The 17551-nt window shown below is 58.7% G+C and carries 13 protein-coding genes; 9 read left to right on the forward strand and 4 right to left on the reverse strand.

The window, feature by feature from the left end; genetic code table 11:
- Nucleotides 1-18: 18 nt before the first annotated feature.
- From fadA to V6F78_RS21220, 5 genes are all read left to right on the forward strand, one after another.
- Nucleotides 19-1194: an acetyl-CoA C-acyltransferase FadA gene (gene fadA / locus V6F78_RS21200; RefSeq protein WP_047274026.1), complete on the forward strand. Its 1176-nt coding sequence runs from the start codon at nucleotides 19-21 to the stop codon at nucleotides 1192-1194.
- A gap of 107 nt (nucleotides 1195-1301) precedes the next feature.
- Complete coding sequence (locus V6F78_RS21205; RefSeq protein ID WP_047274027.1) at nucleotides 1302-1538, forward strand: DUF1653 domain-containing protein; 237 nt, start codon at nucleotides 1302-1304, stop codon at nucleotides 1536-1538.
- A 114-nt stretch (nucleotides 1539-1652) separates the two neighbouring features.
- Nucleotides 1653-4280: a type I DNA topoisomerase gene (topA, locus tag V6F78_RS21210; RefSeq protein WP_094990702.1), complete on the forward strand. Its 2628-nt coding sequence runs from the start codon at nucleotides 1653-1655 to the stop codon at nucleotides 4278-4280.
- A 269-nt stretch (nucleotides 4281-4549) separates the two neighbouring features.
- Nucleotides 4550-5071 (forward strand): DUF6586 family protein, encoded by a 522-nt coding sequence (locus V6F78_RS21215; RefSeq protein ID WP_047293080.1) that lies wholly within the window; start codon nucleotides 4550-4552, stop codon nucleotides 5069-5071.
- A 118-nt stretch (nucleotides 5072-5189) separates the two neighbouring features.
- Entirely contained in the window at nucleotides 5190-5426 is a 237-nt protein-coding gene (locus V6F78_RS21220; RefSeq protein WP_047275661.1) for a hypothetical protein, read from the forward strand.
- 64 nt (nucleotides 5427-5490) lie between these two features.
- Here the strand turns inward: V6F78_RS21220 and sulA are convergent, their stop codons facing one another.
- Together sulA and lexA are read right to left on the reverse strand one after the other, a co-directional pair.
- The gene (gene sulA, locus V6F78_RS21225; RefSeq protein ID WP_047274035.1) at nucleotides 5491-5964 is read right to left on the reverse strand and encodes an SOS-induced cell division inhibitor SulA; all 474 of its coding nucleotides are present in this window, start codon (nucleotides 5962-5964) and stop codon (nucleotides 5491-5493) included.
- A 12-nt stretch (nucleotides 5965-5976) separates the two neighbouring features.
- Nucleotides 5977-6585, reverse strand: coding sequence for a transcriptional repressor LexA (gene lexA / locus V6F78_RS21230; RefSeq protein ID WP_047274037.1), 609 nt, complete (start codon nucleotides 6583-6585; stop codon nucleotides 5977-5979).
- Between the two features lie 259 nt (nucleotides 6586-6844).
- On the opposite strand from lexA, the gene V6F78_RS21235 reads away from it, so the two are divergent.
- The 3 genes from V6F78_RS21235 to V6F78_RS21245 all read left to right on the forward strand — a co-directional run bounded on the left by V6F78_RS21235 (nucleotide 6845) and on the right by V6F78_RS21245 (nucleotide 9482).
- Entirely contained in the window at nucleotides 6845-7552 is a 708-nt protein-coding gene (locus tag V6F78_RS21235) for a TetR/AcrR family transcriptional regulator (protein ID WP_047275664.1), read from the forward strand.
- A gap of 169 nt (nucleotides 7553-7721) precedes the next feature.
- On the forward strand, nucleotides 7722-8732 hold the full coding sequence (nagZ, locus tag V6F78_RS21240; protein WP_262380832.1) for a beta-N-acetylhexosaminidase: 1011 nt from the start codon (nucleotides 7722-7724) through the stop codon (nucleotides 8730-8732).
- A gap of 12 nt (nucleotides 8733-8744) precedes the next feature.
- Entirely contained in the window at nucleotides 8745-9482 is a 738-nt protein-coding gene (locus V6F78_RS21245; RefSeq protein ID WP_047274042.1) for an S-methyl-5'-thioinosine phosphorylase, read from the forward strand.
- Between the two features lie 66 nt (nucleotides 9483-9548).
- Here V6F78_RS21245 and V6F78_RS21250 read toward each other — a convergent pair whose 3' ends face one another.
- Both V6F78_RS21250 and mfd read right to left on the reverse strand, forming a co-directional pair.
- Nucleotides 9549-12251, reverse strand: a complete 2703-nt coding sequence (locus tag V6F78_RS21250; protein WP_094990704.1) for a DEAD/DEAH box helicase — start codon at nucleotides 12249-12251, stop codon at nucleotides 9549-9551.
- A gap of 24 nt (nucleotides 12252-12275) precedes the next feature.
- Complete coding sequence (gene mfd / locus V6F78_RS21255; protein ID WP_047293086.1) at nucleotides 12276-15725, reverse strand: transcription-repair coupling factor; 3450 nt, start codon at nucleotides 15723-15725, stop codon at nucleotides 12276-12278.
- A 286-nt stretch (nucleotides 15726-16011) separates the two neighbouring features.
- Here mfd and V6F78_RS21260 point away from each other — a divergent pair, with 286 nt between their 5' ends.
- Entirely contained in the window at nucleotides 16012-17475 is a 1464-nt protein-coding gene (locus tag V6F78_RS21260) for a glyceraldehyde-3-phosphate dehydrogenase (protein ID WP_047274047.1), read from the forward strand.
- Nucleotides 17476-17551: the final 76 nt, after the last annotated feature.

A 17551-nucleotide genomic window follows, 5' to 3' on the forward strand; every position in this document is an offset into this window, starting at 1 on the left:
TAGAGTGAGAGTGAAATTATGAGCTTGAATCCTAGAGACGTGGTGATTGTAGACTTCGGTCGCACCCCGATGGGCCGCTCCAAGGGTGGCATGCACCGCAACACCCGTGCTGAAGACATGTCTGCGCACCTGATCAGCAAAGTGCTGGAGCGCAACAGCAAGGTTGACCCGAACGAAGTGGAAGATGTGATTTGGGGTTGTGTTAACCAGACCCTGGAGCAGGGCTGGAACATCGCGCGCATGGCGTCGTTGATGACCCAGATCCCGCACACCTCAGCAGCCCAGACCGTGAGCCGCCTGTGCGGTTCATCCATGAGCGCGTTGCACACTGCGGCGCAAGCGATCATGACCGGCAACGGTGACGTATTCGTGGTGGGCGGCGTCGAGCATATGGGTCATGTGAGCATGATGCATGGCGTCGACCCTAACCCGCACATGTCGCTGTATGCGGCCAAGGCGTCGGGCATGATGGGCCTGACCGCTGAAATGCTGGGCAAGATGCACGGTATTACGCGTGAACAACAGGATGCTTTCGGCGTTCGTTCGCACCAGTTGGCCCACAAGGCGACGATTGAAGGCAAGTTCAAAGACGAAATTATTCCGATGCAGGGATATGACGAAAATGGCTTCCTGAAAACCTTCGACTACGATGAGACCATTCGTCCGGAAACGACAATGGAAAGCCTGGCGGCGTTGAAACCTGCGTTCAACCCTAAAGGCGGCACGGTAACCGCCGGTACGTCGTCGCAAATCACTGATGGTGCATCGTGCATGATCGTGATGTCCGCTCAGCGTGCAAAAGACCTGGGTCTGGAGCCTCTGGCCGTGATTCGTTCGATGGCTGTTGCAGGTGTAGACCCTGCAATTATGGGTTATGGTCCTGTTCCGGCGACGCAGAAAGCCTTGAAGCGCGCGGGCTTGAGCATGGCCGATATTGACTTCATCGAACTCAACGAAGCGTTCGCTGCACAGGCGCTTCCGGTGCTGAAAGATTTGAAAGTGCTCGACAAGATGAATGAGAAGGTTAACCTGCACGGCGGCGCCATTGCTCTGGGTCATCCATTTGGATGCTCGGGTGCGCGTATCTCCGGCACCTTGCTCAATGTCATGAAACAAAATGGCGGCACCTTCGGGTTGTCCACCATGTGCATTGGTCTTGGCCAGGGCATTGCAACTGTCTTCGAACGCGTCTAAGCGTTGCGTTGACAGAAGCCGGGGCCAAGTGCCCCGGTTTTTGTTTTTATGACTTTTTAATCGTCATGGGCTTTAATTTTTTTTATTTGTAAAGAAGGTGTCGCAACATGCCGCTACAACCGGGCCTCTATCAGCATTACAAAGGGCCGCAATATCGGGTATTCAACGTGGCTCGCCATTCTGAAACCGAAGAGGAAGTGGTGTTCTACCAAGCCCTGTATGGGGATTTCGGTTTTTGGGTGCGCCCATTGAGCATGTTTTTGGAAACGGTCGAAGTGGATGGCGAGCAAGTACCGCGCTTTGCACTGATTGAGGCCGAACCCAGTCTTTTTTCCCGGCCATAAGCGGGCGTTGCGCAGCACCCTGCGCTTGACCTCATCTTGTTGCCACTATATATAGCGGTGCCGCGTCAGGCGCGAACCGCCTTTCACTTCTAGAATTCAGGAATTTTCTGATCCATGGGCAAATCGCTGGTCATTGTGGAATCCCCGGCTAAGGCCAAGACCATCAACAAGTACTTGGGTAACGAGTACGTGGTGAAGTCGAGTATCGGCCATATCCGAGACCTGCCCACCAGCGGTTCGGCTAGCGCCAGCAAAGAGCCGGCTGCCAAGCGTGGCAAGGCCGCGGTGGGCGAAGCGCCTGCTTTGTCGCCGAAAGAGAAAGCTCAAAAGCAGCTGATCTCGCGCATGGGCGTCGATCCGGAGCACGGCTGGAAAGCCAAGTACGAGATCCTTCCCGGCAAGGAAAAGGTCATCGAAGAGCTGCGCCGGCTCGCCAAGGATGCTGACACCATCTATCTCGCAACCGACTTGGATCGCGAGGGGGAGGCCATTGCATGGCACCTGCGCGAAGCCATCGGTGGGGATGACAGTCGCTACAAGCGCGTGGTGTTCAACGAGATCACCAAAAAAGCCATTCAGGAAGCGTTCTCCAAACCGGGCGAGCTGGACATCAACCGCGTCAATGCCCAGCAAGCGCGCCGTTTCCTCGATCGCGTGGTGGGCTACATGGTTTCGCCGTTGCTGTGGGCAAAAATTGCCCGTGGTTTGTCGGCAGGTCGTGTGCAATCGGTGGCCGTCAAGCTGGTGGTTGAGCGTGAGCGCGAAATTCGGGCATTCAACCCTGAAGAATATTGGGAAGTTCATGCGGACCTGGGCACGGCCAAAGGCGCAAAAGTGCGCTTCGATGTGGCCCGCGAAAAAGGCGAGGCCTTCAAGCCGCTGAATGAAGCCCAAGCCATGGCAGCACTGGAGAAGCTCAAGGCATCCAGCTACACCATCGCCAAGCGTGAAGACAAACCGACCAGCAGCAAGCCGTCGGCACCGTTCATCACCTCCACCCTGCAGCAAGCCGCGAGTAATCGCCTGGGCTTCGGGGTGAAGAAAACCATGATGATGGCTCAACGCTTGTACGAAGCGGGCTACATCACCTATATGCGTACCGACTCCACCAACCTGTCGGCGGATGCGGTTGAAATGGCCCGCACCTACATCGAAGGTGAGTTTGGCGCGTCGTATTTGCCGCCAGCACCTAACGTCTACAGCAGCAAGGAAGGCGCACAAGAGGCTCACGAAGCGATTCGTCCTTCTGACGTGAACATGCACCCGAGCAAGCTGTCGGGCATGGAGCGCGACGCTGAGCGCCTTTACGAGCTGATCTGGCGCCAGTTTGTGGCGTGCCAGATGCTGCCGGCCAAATATTTGTCCACCACCGTGAGTGTGGCGGCCGGTGATTTTGAGCTGCGCGCCAAAGGCCGCATCCTCAAGTTCGACGGTTACACCCGGGTCATGCCGCAAATTGCCAAGCCGGGCGACGACGATGTGTTGCCGGACATGGCTCAGGGCGATGTGTTGAAACTGATCAACCTTGATCCGACCCAGCACTTCACCAAGCCACCGGCACGTTACTCCGAAGCCAGCCTGGTCAAAGAGATGGAAAAGCGTGGCATTGGTCGTCCATCGACCTATGCAGCCATCATTTCGACCATTCAGGATCGCGGCTATGTGGCCTTGCACAACCGCCGCTTTTACTCCGAAAAAATGGGCGACATCGTTACCGAGCGTTTGTCCGAGAGTTTCTCCGACCTGATGGACTACGGCTTCACCGCCGGTATGGAAGAAAACCTCGATGACGTGGCGCACGGCGAGCGTGACTGGAAGAACGTGCTGGATGAGTTCTACGGCAGCTTCAAGAAAAAACTTGAAGTGGCGGCGGACCCGGACAGTGGCATGCGTGCCAACCAGCCGGTGATGACTGATATTGCGTGCAAGGAATGTGGGCGCCCGATGCAGATCCGTACCGCATCGACCGGTGTATTCCTTGGTTGCTCGGGCTATAGCCTGCCGCCCAAAGAGCGTTGCAAGGCCACCGTCAACCTGGTGCCGGGCGACGAGATCGCAGCGGACGATGAGGGTGAGTCTGAGTCGCGGGTTTTGCTGGGCAAGCACCGTTGCCCGATTTGCAGCACCGCGATGGATGCTTACCTGCTGGATGAGAAGCACAAGCTGCACATCTGTGGTAACAACCCGGATTGCGCTGGCTACGAAATCGAAGAAGGCAGCTACCGCATCAAAGGGTATGAAGGCCCGAGCCTGGAATGTGACAAGTGCGGCAGCGAGATGCAGCTCAAGACCGGCCGGTTCGGCAAGTTCTTCGGCTGCACCAATGCGGAATGTAAAAACACACGCAAGCTGCTGAAAAGCGGTGAAGCGGCCCCGCCGAAAATGGACCCGGTGAAAATGCCGGAGCTCAAGTGCGAGAAGGTCAATGACACCTACATTCTGCGTGACGGTGCGTCGGGGCTGTTCCTGGCAGCTAGCCAGTTCCCGAAAAACCGTGAGACCCGCGCACCGCTGGTGATTGAAATCATTGCGCATAAGGATGAAATCGATCCGAAGTACCACTTCTTGTGTGAAGCGCCGAAGAAAGACCCGGAAGGTCGACCTGCTGTGATCCGTTACAGCCGTAAGACCAAGGAGCAATACGTGCAAACTGAAGTGGACGGCAAGCCGACAGGCTGGCGCGCGTTCTACGACGGTTCCAGCTGGAAAGTTGAAGACAAGCGCAAAGACAAAGACGCTTGATCCGTTGCTGAACGGCTAAAAACCGCGCGAGGGCTGCATGCCCCGCGCGGTTTTTTTTGACCTGTGGTTGAGGTCTCGACCAGGCAGGAGACTGATGCTTTCGTGCGACGACTTCGTCGCTGGACGCCCCGCTAGGCGTCAAAGGCTATAGAGGCAACAATCCGGTTGCCGCAGATTCAGGGCGAGAAGAGTGAAGCCCCTTGCGCCTGTCACCTCATTTCCTTGAGACTGCTCGACCTGCCCTAACCCTTTTGCTGTGGAGCGCCTGTATGGCTCACGAACTCTATACCCGCACCAATCAGAAAATTTATTTTGCGGGCTTGGCGCTGGAAGCCATGAATAAGGCATCACACGGCGGGGCCATGAATGCGCAAGCATTGCGACAGGCAGAGTGTGAGTCGGCAGTGTTTCACTTGTATGGCGCGCTGCTGGGTTTGTGTCATGAAATTGCGGGTTTCTATCGGTTGCCGCAGGCTCACGCTAATCGTGTGGAGTTGTTGCTGACGCAAGACGTATTGGACGCCAACGCTATTCCAGAACTGGCCGAAATGGTGGAGCTGGCGCGGGCTCCGGGCACTTGGCTGGCGCAGTTAGTGGCCGCGCATGCAGCCCTGTATCAACCCTTGCAGGCGCCTAAAAAGGTCAAGGTCGATGTGTTTCAACCCTTGATTGACGTGGTCAGTCTGGAAGATGACGTGCAGGAAACACTCAGCCACGAAACCCTTGAGCAATGGCGTCAAAGCCTTAAGAAAATGGCCCTGCGCTTTCGCGATGGACTCAATGAGTGCTAAAAGTCGGGTTTGAAACTGTACGGTCATTCATCAGGACGTCATTAAAGCGCCATAGAACGTGGCAAATTCCTGAGGGATGACTGATATAATCCCGCGCTTTCGTGGAGAACCAACTTTTATGCCAACGTCCTTTCTAGAAATTGTCGAATTGCCTGACGGCCGTATCGAATTGCGCCGGGCTGAGGACGAGGGGTCTTTGGTGACGCTGAACTTCTCTGAAGACGCCAAGGCCTTTCTTCAGGGGCAGCATGTTGAAGTGGCAAAAGCCATGTTGAGTGTTGGTGTGCAAATGGCGGGGCGGCTGGCCGAAGGCGAGCTTGAAAAAGAGGATGAAGGACCGCGCATCCTTCACTGAGTGTTTTGGGTGAACCGTTCAACGGCTGGCTTCTGTGTTCTATAGAAGCCCCGTGCTGGGCTGTTTAGCCCAATCGAATATTCAGGCTTTGCCCTTGACCCATCAGGGCTGCGCCAATCAATTGTTGACGTGCGGTGCTGTTGAGCGGGTTTATCCAGCTCACCACCGTGTGGCTGCGGCCTAGGCGCAGCGCTTCACAGGTCAATTGCAAAGCGCTCTTGTTGCCGTTGGGCTGGAGCAGCAAAATGCGTTCGCGGTTCAGGCCAGCATCGCGCAGCCAGCTTTGCGTCAGGCTGGCGGGTGGAGCGATCAGTGTCAGCCAGCGCTCATCTTGTTGCTCGCTGAGTTCGCGAAGCATGGGGGCCAGCAGGCTCAAGCAGTTCTCGGCAGCGCCGCGTAGCGACAGTTCACTGAAAACTTCAGGTTCTGCGCGCCAGGGTGAATCAAGCACAGTCTTGATCGTGGCGGGCATGGGTTGAGCCATGAATGCCTCGAATAAAGGAAGTTGTGCGGGTAGCGATGTGTGCGGGAACTGCATGACGCCTCCTTATTAACGGCGAATAACGCCGACACTCAGGCCTTCGATAACCAGTTCCTGCTCTTTGAGGTTGACCTCAATCGGCGCGAAATCGGGGTTCTCGGCGATCAGCCAGACTTTGCTGCCTTCTCGCTTGAATCGTTTGACCGTTACTTCGTCATCAATACGGGCTACCACGATTTGCCCGTTTCTTGCCTCGCGGCACGTGTGGACGGCAAGCAGGTCGCCATCAAAGATGCCAACGTCCTTCATGCTCATGCCCTGGACGCGCAACAGGTAGTCGGCGCGCGGGTGGAAGAAGGTCGGGTTGATGTTGCAGGACTCTTCAACGTGTTCCTGCGCCAGTATGGGAGCGCCAGCAGCCACTCGACCGATGATGGGCAGGGTGGACTCGTCGGCACTGGCCTCGAAACCGGGGATCCGGATGCCGCGGGAAGCGCCCGGCGTCATTTCGATGGCGCCCTTGCGGGCCAGGGCTTTGAGGTGTTCTTCGGCGGCATTGGGTGACTTGAAGCCCAGCTCCTGTGCGATTTCAGCACGGGTGGGCGGGTAGCCGTTGTCATCCAGGCAGCGTTTGATAAAGGCCAGGATCTCAGCTTGGCGTGGCGTCAGTTTTAGCATGTTGATCGCTCTGTCTTTTTATACAGTGACTGGGATTATATACAGTGAAGGCTCATTGGCAATGCTCCATTTTTAACCGTCCGCTGGACGGTCGTCGATGAGCAGTGAGGCGGCTACTTTATCAGCACAGACCGCGTCCTCCGAGGCTGTGGTTAAATGCCGGACTGGCCGGTCGCAAAAAGAATGCCCACCTTGACTTTTTACAAACTGAAACGTATGTTTCAAACAACTGTTTAAGTGTTTGTCAGCCGGAGTAGACATGGCCCAGTCGGAAACCGTTGAACGTATCCTTGATGCTGCTGAGCAGCTGTTCGCGGAAAAAGGTTTTGCCGAGACTTCATTGCGGCTGATCACCAGCAAAGCCGGGGTCAACCTGGCGGCTGTGAATTACCATTTCGGGTCTAAAAAAGCGCTGATCCAGGCTGTCTTTTCGCGCTTTCTCGGGCCTTTCTGCGCCAACCTCGACCGTGAGCTGGAACGGCGTCAGGCCAGGCCGGACAGCCGTCCCGAGCTTGAAGAGCTGCTGGAAATGCTGGTGGAGCAAGCGTTGGTGATTCAGCCGCGCAGCGGCAACGACCTGTCCATCTTTATGCGATTGCTGGGGTTGGCGTTCAGTCAGAGCCAGGGGCATTTGCGCCGCTATCTTGAAGACATGTATGGCAAGGTGTTTCGCCGTTACATGCTGCTGGTCAATGAAGCTGCGCCGCAAATCCCGCCGATTGAACTGTTCTGGCGCGTGCACTTCATGCTGGGGGCGGCTGCGTTCAGCATGTCCGGAATCAAGGCGCTGCGCGCAATTGCCGAAACCGATTTCGGGGTTAACACCTCGATCGAGCAAGTCATGCGTTTGATGGTGCCTTTTCTGGCCGCTGGCATGCGTGCCGAAAGTGGCGTGGTCGATCCTGCGATGGCGGCGGCACAAATGCGCCCGCGCAACAAAACGTCTCAGGCCAGCCCCAAGCTTTGACCTGACGCGGGTGGGCGTGCCTGCGCAGTTCCGCTAAGCTTGCCGCCATGCTCATTCCCGCCTTGCTTCCCTGTCCCCACTTCACGGCTGCTGCCCACACCGCAGGCGCGCACGCCGCTGCCTGCATTCGGGGCCGGGAAGCACGCGCACTTTCTTCTAAGGATTACCCATGAGTTCTGCCTTGCAAGGCTCCTTGATGGTGGACGTCGCCGGCACCTGGCTGACGGCTGACGATCGACACCTGCTGCGCCAGCCTGAAGTGGGCGGCCTGATTATTTTTGCGCGAAATATTGAGCACCCGCGTCAGGTGCGTGAACTGTGCGCTTCGATTCGCGCCATTCGCCCCGACCTGCTGCTGGCGGTGGATCAGGAGGGCGGGCGGGTTCAACGCCTGCGCCAGGGGTTCGTCCGCTTGCCCGCCATGCGTGCCATTGCTGATAACCCCAATGCCGAGTACCTTGCCGAGCAATGTGGCTGGATCATGGCGACTGAGGTCTTGGCAGTGGGTCTGGACTTGAGTTTCGCGCCCGTGCTGGATCTCGACTACCAGCGCAGCGCCGTGGTCGGTAGCCGCTCATTTGAGGGCGATCCGCAGCGGGCTGCAACCCTGGCTGGTGCGTTCATCCGCGGGATGAATGACGCTGGAATGGCCGCCACGGGTAAGCATTTTCCGGGGCATGGGTGGGCTGAAGCTGATTCCCACGTGGCCATTCCCGTCGATGAGCGCAGCCTTGAACAGATTCGCAGCCACGATCTGGTGCCGTTCGCGCGTCTGAGTCAGCTGTTGGCGGCCGTCATGCCTGCTCATGTGATTTATCCCAAGGTCGACAGCCAGCCCGCTGGCTTTTCCCGTCGCTGGTTGCAGGACATTCTGCGCGGTGAGCTGGGGTTTGATGGCGTCATTTTCAGTGATGACCTGTCGATGGCCGGCGCCCATGTCGTGGGTGACGCGGCCAGTCGCATCGAAGCGGCCTTGACGGCCGGCTGCGACATGGGCCTGGTGTGCAATGACCGCGCGGCGGCGGAGCTGGCCCTCACGGCGGCCCAGCGCCTGAAGGTCACGCCTTCAGCCCGCATTGCACGCATGCGTAGTCAGGCCTTCGCCAGCACCGACTACCGCCAGGATCCGCGTTGGCAGGTGGCGATCGGTGCGCTCAAAGATGCTCAGTTGATTGATTAAGGGATCGCTTCAATGACGGTTTACGCAATTATGGGTGGCACGGGCCTGACCCAGCTTGAAGGCTTGACCATTACGCGCTCGCTGGCGCTGGATACACCGTATGGCCCGACCTCGGCCGACATTCAGGTCGGCGAGTTCGCTGGGCGTGAAGTGTTGTTTTTGGCGCGCCACGGACACCCGCATCGGGTCCCGCCCCATCAGGTGAACTACCGCGCCAACATTTGGGCGCTGAAACAGGCAGGTGCTCAGGCGATTTTGGCGGTCAATGCCGTAGGCGGCATCCATATGGCCATGGGCACCGGGCATTTCTGCGTACCGCACCAATTGATCGATTACACCAGTGGCCGGGAGCACACGTTTTTTGCGGGGGATCTGGAGCATGTCACGCACATTGACTTCAGCCATCCCTACACCGAATCCCTGCGCGAGCAGTTGATTGGCGCATTGGCTGCCGAGGGGTGTTCCTACAGCTCCCATGGTGTGTATGCGGCGACCCAAGGACCACGCCTTGAAACAGTGGCTGAAATTGCTCGCCTTGAGCGTGACGGCTGCGACATTGTCGGCATGACCGGAATGCCCGAGGCGGCACTGGCCCGTGAGCTGGAACTGGAATATGCCTGTCTGGCGTTGGTGGTGAACCCGGCAGCGGGCAAGTCCACGGCAATCATTACCATGGCCGAAATCGAACAAGCCCTGCGCGACGGCATGGGCAAGGTCAAATCGACGTTGGCACGTGTGCTGGCAGGGTAAGCCCTTTACCTGCTGTAGCCGCCAGACGAAGCCTGGCGCTGCTGGTCAGCGGCTACAGGATCGGGATTAACGCTTTTCGGTTTTGGGTGGCAGGGGCGCGAACAGCGCCTCAATGTCGTCGTCCTGCAACTTCCAGTCTCCCGCACTACGGCCGTCCAGAACCCCTGCGGCCAGATCTGATTTTTCCTGCTGCAAGTGCTGGATTTTCTCTTCCACGGTGCCGCGGGCAATCATCTTATACACAAATACCGGTTTTTCTTGCCCTATGCGGTAGGCACGGTCGGTGGCCTGGTTCTCGGCGGCCGGATTCCACCACGGGTCGTAGTGAATCACAGTGTCCGCTTCGGTCAGGTTTAAACCCACGCCACCGGCCTTGAGGCTGATCAGGAAAATCTGCAGTTTGCCGCTCTGGAAGTCTTTGACGGGGGTGCGCCGGTCCCGCGTTTGCCCCGTGAGCAGGGCGTAGGCAATGTTGCGCTTCTTCAATTCAGCTTCGATGAGTCCGAGCATTGAGGTGAATTGCGAAAACAGAAGAATGCGCCGGCCCTCGGCGAACAAGGCTTCAAGCATCACCATCAAGCTGTCGAGCTTGCCCGACGTGCTGCCTTTTTTCGGCGGGTTATCGCTCACAAGCCGCAAGTCGCAGCACACCTGGCGCAGCTTGAGCAGCGCTTCAAGAATGATGATCTGGCTGCGCCCGACGCCTTTGCGGGTGATTTCATCGCGCACTTTCTTGTCCATCGCCAGGCGCATGGTTTCGTAAACGTCCCGCTGCGCTTCGTTCAGATCCACCCAGTGGATGATCTCGGTCTTGGGTGGCAGCTCGGTGGCGACCTGCTCTTTGGTGCGGCGCAGCAGAAACGGTTTGATACGTGCGTTCAAGTGTTGCAGGCGCTCATCGTTGCCTTGGCGCTCGATCGGCACCCGATAGTCGCGGTTGAAGGTTTTGACGTCCCCCAGCCACCCGGGCAGCAAAAAGTGAAACAGCGCCCACAGTTCCCCCAGATGGTTCTCCAGCGGCGTTCCGCTCAGGCACAGGCGCTGGCGTGCTGACAGTTCGCGCGCGGCCTGTGAGGCTTTGCTGTTCGGGTTTTTGATGTACTGCGCTTCGTCGAGAATCAGAATGTGCAGCGGTACGTTGGCCAACCGCTCAATGTCTTTGGGCAGCAAGGCATAGGTGGTCAGGATCAGGTCGTATTCGGTGAGGTGTTCGTAGTGTTTTTTGCGACTGGCCCCATACAGTGCCAGCACCTTGAGCTGCGGGGTGAAGTGCGCGGCTTCGTCCATCCAGTTCGGAATCAGGCTGGTGGGCATCACCACCATGGCCGGGCGGTCCAGTCTGCCAGCGTTTTTTTCGCACAGAATGTGCGCCAGGGTTTGCAGGGTTTTGCCCAGCCCCATGTCATCCGCCAGAATCCCGCCCACTTCAAGCTGGCGCAATGACTGCATCCAGCTCAAGCCTTCAAGCTGATAGGGGCGCAACGTGGCATTGAGCCCCTGTGGCGGCGCCACGCTGAAATCCTTGATGTCGCGCAAGCGTTGGGCGAACCCGCGAATCTGCTCACCGCCCTCCCAGCGCAGGGGGATAGCGTCCAGGGCATTGAGCCGTGGCGCGTCAGCGCTCTTGATGCGCAAGGTCGTGGCGCCCGGTTCGCCCAGGTAAAACTCACCCAGGGTGGCCAGCACGGGTTTCAGGCGGCCATAGGGCAAGGCCACTTGCAACGGCACGTGGGTGCTGTTGGGAATGGCCGGGATGTTCACCAGAATCAGTTCATCGTCACGGCGTTTGGCCAGTTTTTCGGGGCTGAGGAGCTCGGTGTGCGAGCGCATCAGGTTCAGCAAGATGGGCAGCAAACTCAGGCGTTGGCCATTGACGATGATCCCCAGTTCCAGGTCGAACCAGTCACGTTCCGGCGCTTCATCGACGTTGGCATACCAGTCTTCGACAGGGCTCAGGTCAAAGCCGAAATGCTCGTCGATCTGTAACTCCCAGCCCTGGTCTCGCAAGCTGTTCATCTGGTTGAGGGTGAAATTCAGCCAGGCACTGTCGTTGACCATTTCAAACAGTTCGCCGGCACTTTCAGGCAGGGCTTTGCTCTGGCGGGTAGCGATTTTGAATCCCAGGGCACGCAGTTGCTCGCGGTAGGCGTTTTCGGTTTCGGGGTGGCGCTTGATGCGCAACACGTGGTCATCCTGGCGAATCAGCACGTCGGCGTTTTTCTGCCCCGAGACGTAATGCTCCCGGTAGTTGAAAGACAGCGCTGCGCGGTGCTGGATGTAACGCTGCATTTTGCCGTTGCGCGGCTCGAACGCACTGAACTCGGCACTGGCCAGCCACAAGCGCGGCACCGGTTGCACGTCATCGATCAGTTGTTCGGGCAGGTTGGCAGGACGGCGCGCGTCGAGCACCGCTTGCAGTTTTTCCAGAAGCTCGGCGTCCTGGGCAGCAGCAGGGTAATTCAAAGTGTCTTCAATCTTCAGTAGTACGGCCGCGATGTGCTTGCAGTGGGTGCGCACAGGGCAGGTGCACGTCGCGCCCACCAGCAGCAACGAGCCTTTGGCAGACTCGCGCAACTCAATGGTTTGACGGTAGGGGTTTTCGCCTGAACCCTGACAGCTGGACGTGATCTGGCTGTCACCGATCCTGGCGATTCTGACGCGATTTTCCCTGGCGTAGCGACGGCCGCGCTCAAGGGTTTGCTCTTTGAACCGACTGACCCACGTTGACGCCAGCGGTTTGGTCAGTCGGGGTGTCGGGTTCAGGGGCATGGGGACTTCATTGTGCGGGCCCCATCAAGAAGGCTTCGGTGTCAGGCGCTCAAACAGCGCCTCGATGGTATTGAAGCGCTCATCCGGGCGTTCCATGGGCACCATGAACTTGAACAGCGTCGCGCCTTCAAACTTGTAGCGATTGGGCTGGCCCTGAATCAGTTTGATCAGTACCAGCGGATCGACCGGGGTGTCCGCGGCAAACTCGATGCGCCCGCCTTGCGGCCCGGCATCGACTTTTTTGATGCCCAGTTGTTCGGCGTGCAGCTTGAGCAAGGTAATGCGCACCAGGTTTTTGGTCGGTTCCGGCAGCAGGCCGAAGCGGTCGATCATCTCGACCTGCAAGTCCTTCAAGCCTTCTTCGTCGGTCGCTGAGGCGATGCGCTTGTACAGAATCAGTCGCGCATGCACATCCGGCAGGTACGACTCGGGAATCAGCGCGGGCACCCGCAGGTTGATCTCCGGGCCACCGCCCAACGGCTGGTCGAGGTTCGGTTGTTCGCCCTTGCGGATCGACTTGACGGCGCGTTCGAGCATTTCCATGTACAGGGTGAAACCCACGGCCTGGATCTGGCCACTTTGGCCGTCGCCCAGAAGCTCGCCGGCGCCACGGATTTCCAGGTCGTTGGTGGCCAGTACAAAGCCTGCACCCAAATCTTGGGTATTGGCGATGGCCTCCAGGCGCTTCTGCGCGTCCCCGGTGATTTGCTGGCGTGGAGGCGTCAGCAGGTAGGCGTAGGCCTGGTGGTGACTGCGGCCCACACGGCCGCGCAACTGGTGCAATTGCGCCAGGCCGAACTTGTCGGCGCGTTCGATGATGATGGTGTTCGCACTCGGCACGTCGATACCGGTCTCGATGATGGTCGAGGCGATCAGCACGTTGAAGCGCTTGTGATAGAAGTCGCTCATCACTTGTTCGAGTTCGCGCTCGCGCATCTGGCCGTGGCCAATCCCGATACGGGCTTCGGGTACAAGTTCGGCCAGATCGGCCGCGCATTTCTCAATGGTCTTCACATCGTTGTGCAGGTAGTAAACCTGCCCGCCACGCAGCAGTTCACGCAGCAGGGCTTCTTTGACCGTGCTGTTGTTCTGCTCCATGACGAAGGTGCGCACCGACAGGCGGCGGGCGGGCGGCGTGGCGATGATCGACAAGTCGCGCATGCCCGAAACCGCCATGTTCAGCGTGCGCGGGATCGGCGTGGCGGTGAGGGTCAGAATGTCGACTTCGCTGCGCAGGGCCTTGAGCTGTTCTTTCTGGCGCACGCCGAACCGGTGTTCTTCATCGATGATGACCAGCCCGAGGTTTTTGATTTTGACGTCGTCTTGCAACAGTTTGTGGGTGCCAATCACGATGTCGATCTTGCCCTCGGCCAGATCGGCGACCGCCGCATTGATCTCTTTGGCCGATTTGAAGCGGCTCATGACTTCTACCCGCACTGGCCAGTCGGCGAATCGGTCGCGGAAGCTGTTGTAATGTTGCTGTGCCAGCAGGGTAGTGGGAACCAGAATGGCGACCTGTCGCCCGCCATGCACGGCGATGAACGCCGCGCGCATGGCCACCTCGGTCTTGCCGAAGCCCACATCACCGCACACCAGGCGATCCATGGGCTTGGGCGCGAGCATGTCGGCGCGCACCGCTTCGATGGCGGTCTGCTGATCCGGGGTCTCTTCAAACGGGAAGCCCGCGCTGAAGGTTGCGTAGTCGGCTTTTGGGTCGTCGAACGCGTAACCTTCGCGGGCGGCGCGACGGGCATAAATGTCGAGCAGTTCGGCAGCCACATCGCGAACCTGTTCGGCCGCTTTGCGTTTGGCCTTTTGCCAGGTTTCGGAGCCCAGGCGGTGCAGGGGCGCCAGCTCGTCATCGCTGCCGGTGTAGCGGGCAATGAGGTGAAGGTTGGCCACGGGCACATAGAGCTTGGCGCCTTCGGCGTATTCGAGGGTCAGGAATTCAGCCACCTGATTGTCGACTTCCAGGGTAGCCAGGCCTTGATAGCGGCCAACACCGTGGTCGATGTGCACCACCGGCGCACCTTCGCGCAGCTCGGTCAGGTTTTTGATTACGGCGTCATTGTTGGCGTCGGCGCGTTTTTCACGGCGTCGGCGTTGCATCACTCGCTGACCGAACAGCGGGCTCTCGGCGATCAGGGCCAGCGCCGGATCGTCCAGTAACAAGCCTTCATCGAGCGGGGCAATGGTGATAGCCAGGCGATGCTTGCTGGACACGAAGTCCGGCCAGCTGTCGACGGTTTTGGGGCGCAGTTTCAATCGCTCAAGCAGCTCCAGCAAGACTTCGCGGCGACCGGCGGACTCGGCGGTAAACAGCACGCGACCTTCAAATTGCTCAAGAAACCCCGAGAGGGCGGCCAGCGGCTGATTGGCCTTGGCCTCGATCGCAAGATTGGGCAATGGCTGCGCCGGGAAGCGTTCGCGGCGGCTGCCGGTGTCCAGGTCATCCTGACTGGCGACCACCCGCGGCCAGCTTTTCAGGCGGGCGAAGCAGTCTTCGACCGGCAGGAACAGTTCGGCGGGCGGCAATAAAGGACGGGAGGGGTCAACCCGGCGTTCTTCGTAGCGGTTGCGCACGTCGGACCAGAAGTTCTCGGCGGCCTGTTCGATGCCGGGCAACGAGAACACCTGGGTGTCGCCGGGCAGGTAATCGAACAGGGTGGAGGTTTCGTCGAAGAACAGCGGCAGGTAGTACTCGATACCTGCTGGCGTAATCCCGCTGCTCAAATCCTGAAAGATCGGGCAGCGTCGAAAGTCGACGTCGAACCGTTCGCGGAACCGTGCCTTGAAGCGTGTCACGGCATCCTTCTGCAGGGGGAATTCCCGTGCGGGAAGCAAGCGAACCGAATCGACTTTGTCGATGGAGCGCTGATTCTCCGGGTCGAAGGTGCGCAGGGTTTCGATTTCGTCGTCGAACAGGTCGATCCGGTAAGGCAGCTTGCTGCCCATGGGGAACAGATCGATCAAAGCGCCGCGTACGGCGAACTCGCCGTGCTCGTACACCGTGTCGACACAGCGATAACCGCTGGCCTCCAGGCGGGTGCGCATCTGCTCTACATCCAGTTTTTGGCCGATGTCCAGCACCAGGCTGCTGCCGAGCAGAAACTTGGTCGGTGCCAGGCGGTGTAGGGCCGTGGTGATCGGCACTACCAAAACGCCATGATCCAGCTCGGGCAACCGGTACAGGCTGGCGATGCGCTGGGAAATGATGTCCTGATGCGGCGAAAACAGGTCGTAGGGCAGGGTTTCCCAGTCCGGGAAATGCAAGACGGGCAGCTCGGGTGCAAAGAACCTCAACTCCTGCTCAAGGCGTTCGGCGCTTTGGCTGTCGGCGGTCAGGAGCAGGGTGAAGCGCTTGGCGGCGCTGGCGGCCTCGGCAATGGCGAGGCTCAGGGCGGCACCGGGCAGGTTGCCCCAGTGCTGTTTGCCTGCCGTAGCAGGAAGTTTGGGTAGTCGCAGGACGGGCACGGAAGGTTGAGCTCCAAGCGTTGCGGCAAAGAGGCCGATTGTAACGGGCCTAGGGGTTGGCTGTCAGTCGCCGTCTTTAATGGCGCGCCAAATCCTTCGGGGAAACGGTAAAACGCAGTCCGTCCCCCCTTGGCAAGCCCTTAGAAGGCGAGGGAAAACGGTGCATAGTGTTTTTTTTCACCTGTAAATATTGGGGCTTAATCGTTTCAGTCAGCCCGCATGACAGGCGCACATTGCCCATGGCCAGAGGCGGCGGCATAATGTAGCCCCTTTTTTCAGCCCCTACATGTGGAAGGTTCCCGTGACTCAGAAGCCCGACCAGTGTCTTGGTGAATGGATCGACCGTGAAGCACTCGCAGAAGCGATGATTCCGCTGATTGGTCAGCTTTACCGCAATAACAACGTGGTGAGCTCGATCTATGGCCGCAGCCTGATCAACCGTTCAGTCATTGCGATTCTCAAAGCTCACCGCTTTGCGCGTCATCGTCAGTCCGATGACATCGAATTGTCCGTGCACGAAACTTTCCCGCTGCTCAAAGCGATGAGCGAACTCAAGCTGGGTGCTGCTTCGGTAGACCTGGGCAAGCTGGCCGTCAAGTTCAAGACCGAAGGCAATGGCCGTACCGCCGAGCAGTTCGTGCGTGAAGAACTGGCCGACGTTGTGGGTCAGCAAAACGCTGACGCCCGTAAAGGCACCGACGTTGTGCTGTACGGTTTTGGTCGTATCGGCCGCCTGCTGGCGCGCATCCTGATCGAAAAAACCGGCGGCGGCGACGGCCTGCGCTTGCGTGCGATCGTAGTGCGCAAAGGCGCCGATAACGATCTGGTCAAGCGTGCCAGTCTGTTGCGTCGTGACTCCGTGCATGGCCCGTTTGACGGCACCATCGTGGTTGACGAAGAAAACAACACCATCACCGCCAACGGCAACCTGATTCAGGTGATCTACGCGAAGAATCCGACCGAGGTGGACTACACCCAGTACGGCATTCAAAACGCATTGCTGGTGGACAACACCGGTGTATGGCGTGACGCCGACGGTCTCGGCCAGCACCTGGCGTGCCCTGGCGTTGATCGTGTGGTTCTGACCGCGCCTGGCAAAGGCAAACTCAAGAACATCGTTCACGGTATCAACCACGGTGAGATCACCGCTGACGACAAAATCATCTCGGCTGCTTCCTGCACCACCAACGCCATCGTGCCGGTGCTCAAAGCCGTCAATGACAAGTTCGGCATTGTGAACGGTCACGTTGAAACGGTTCACTCGTACACCAACGACCAGAACCTGATCGACAACTTCCACAAAGGCGATCGCCGTGGCCGTTCGGCTGCGCTGAACATGGTTATCACCGAGACCGGCGCTGCTACTGCTGCGGCCAAGGCGCTGCCTGAGCTGGCTGGCAAGCTGACCGGTAACGCGATCCGTGTGCCTACGCCTAACGTGTCGATGGCCATCCTCAACCTGAACCTTGAGAAGCCGGCTACCCGTGAAGAAATGAACGAGTACCTGCGTCACATGGCGCTGCACTCCGAACTGCACAAGCAGATCGACTTTGTCAGCTCGCAGGAAGTGGTTTCCACTGACTTCGTTGGCTCGCGTCATGCGGGTGTGGTTGATGCGGAAGCAACAATCTGCAACGACAACCGCGTTGTGCTGTACGTGTGGTACGACAACGAGTTCGGTTACAGCTGCCAGGTGGTTCGCGTGATGGAAGACATGGCCGGGGTTAACCCGCCAGCGTTCCCGCGCTAAGCGACTGCCGCACTTGAAAACGCCCCGACTGGTTCGGGGCGTTTTTGTAGGTGTGTTATGGCGTCAGTACAGCGAT

This window comes from Pseudomonas sp. ESBL9 (genome assembly GCF_036668715.1).
Classification (GTDB): domain Bacteria; phylum Pseudomonadota; class Gammaproteobacteria; order Pseudomonadales; family Pseudomonadaceae; genus Aquipseudomonas; species Aquipseudomonas lundensis.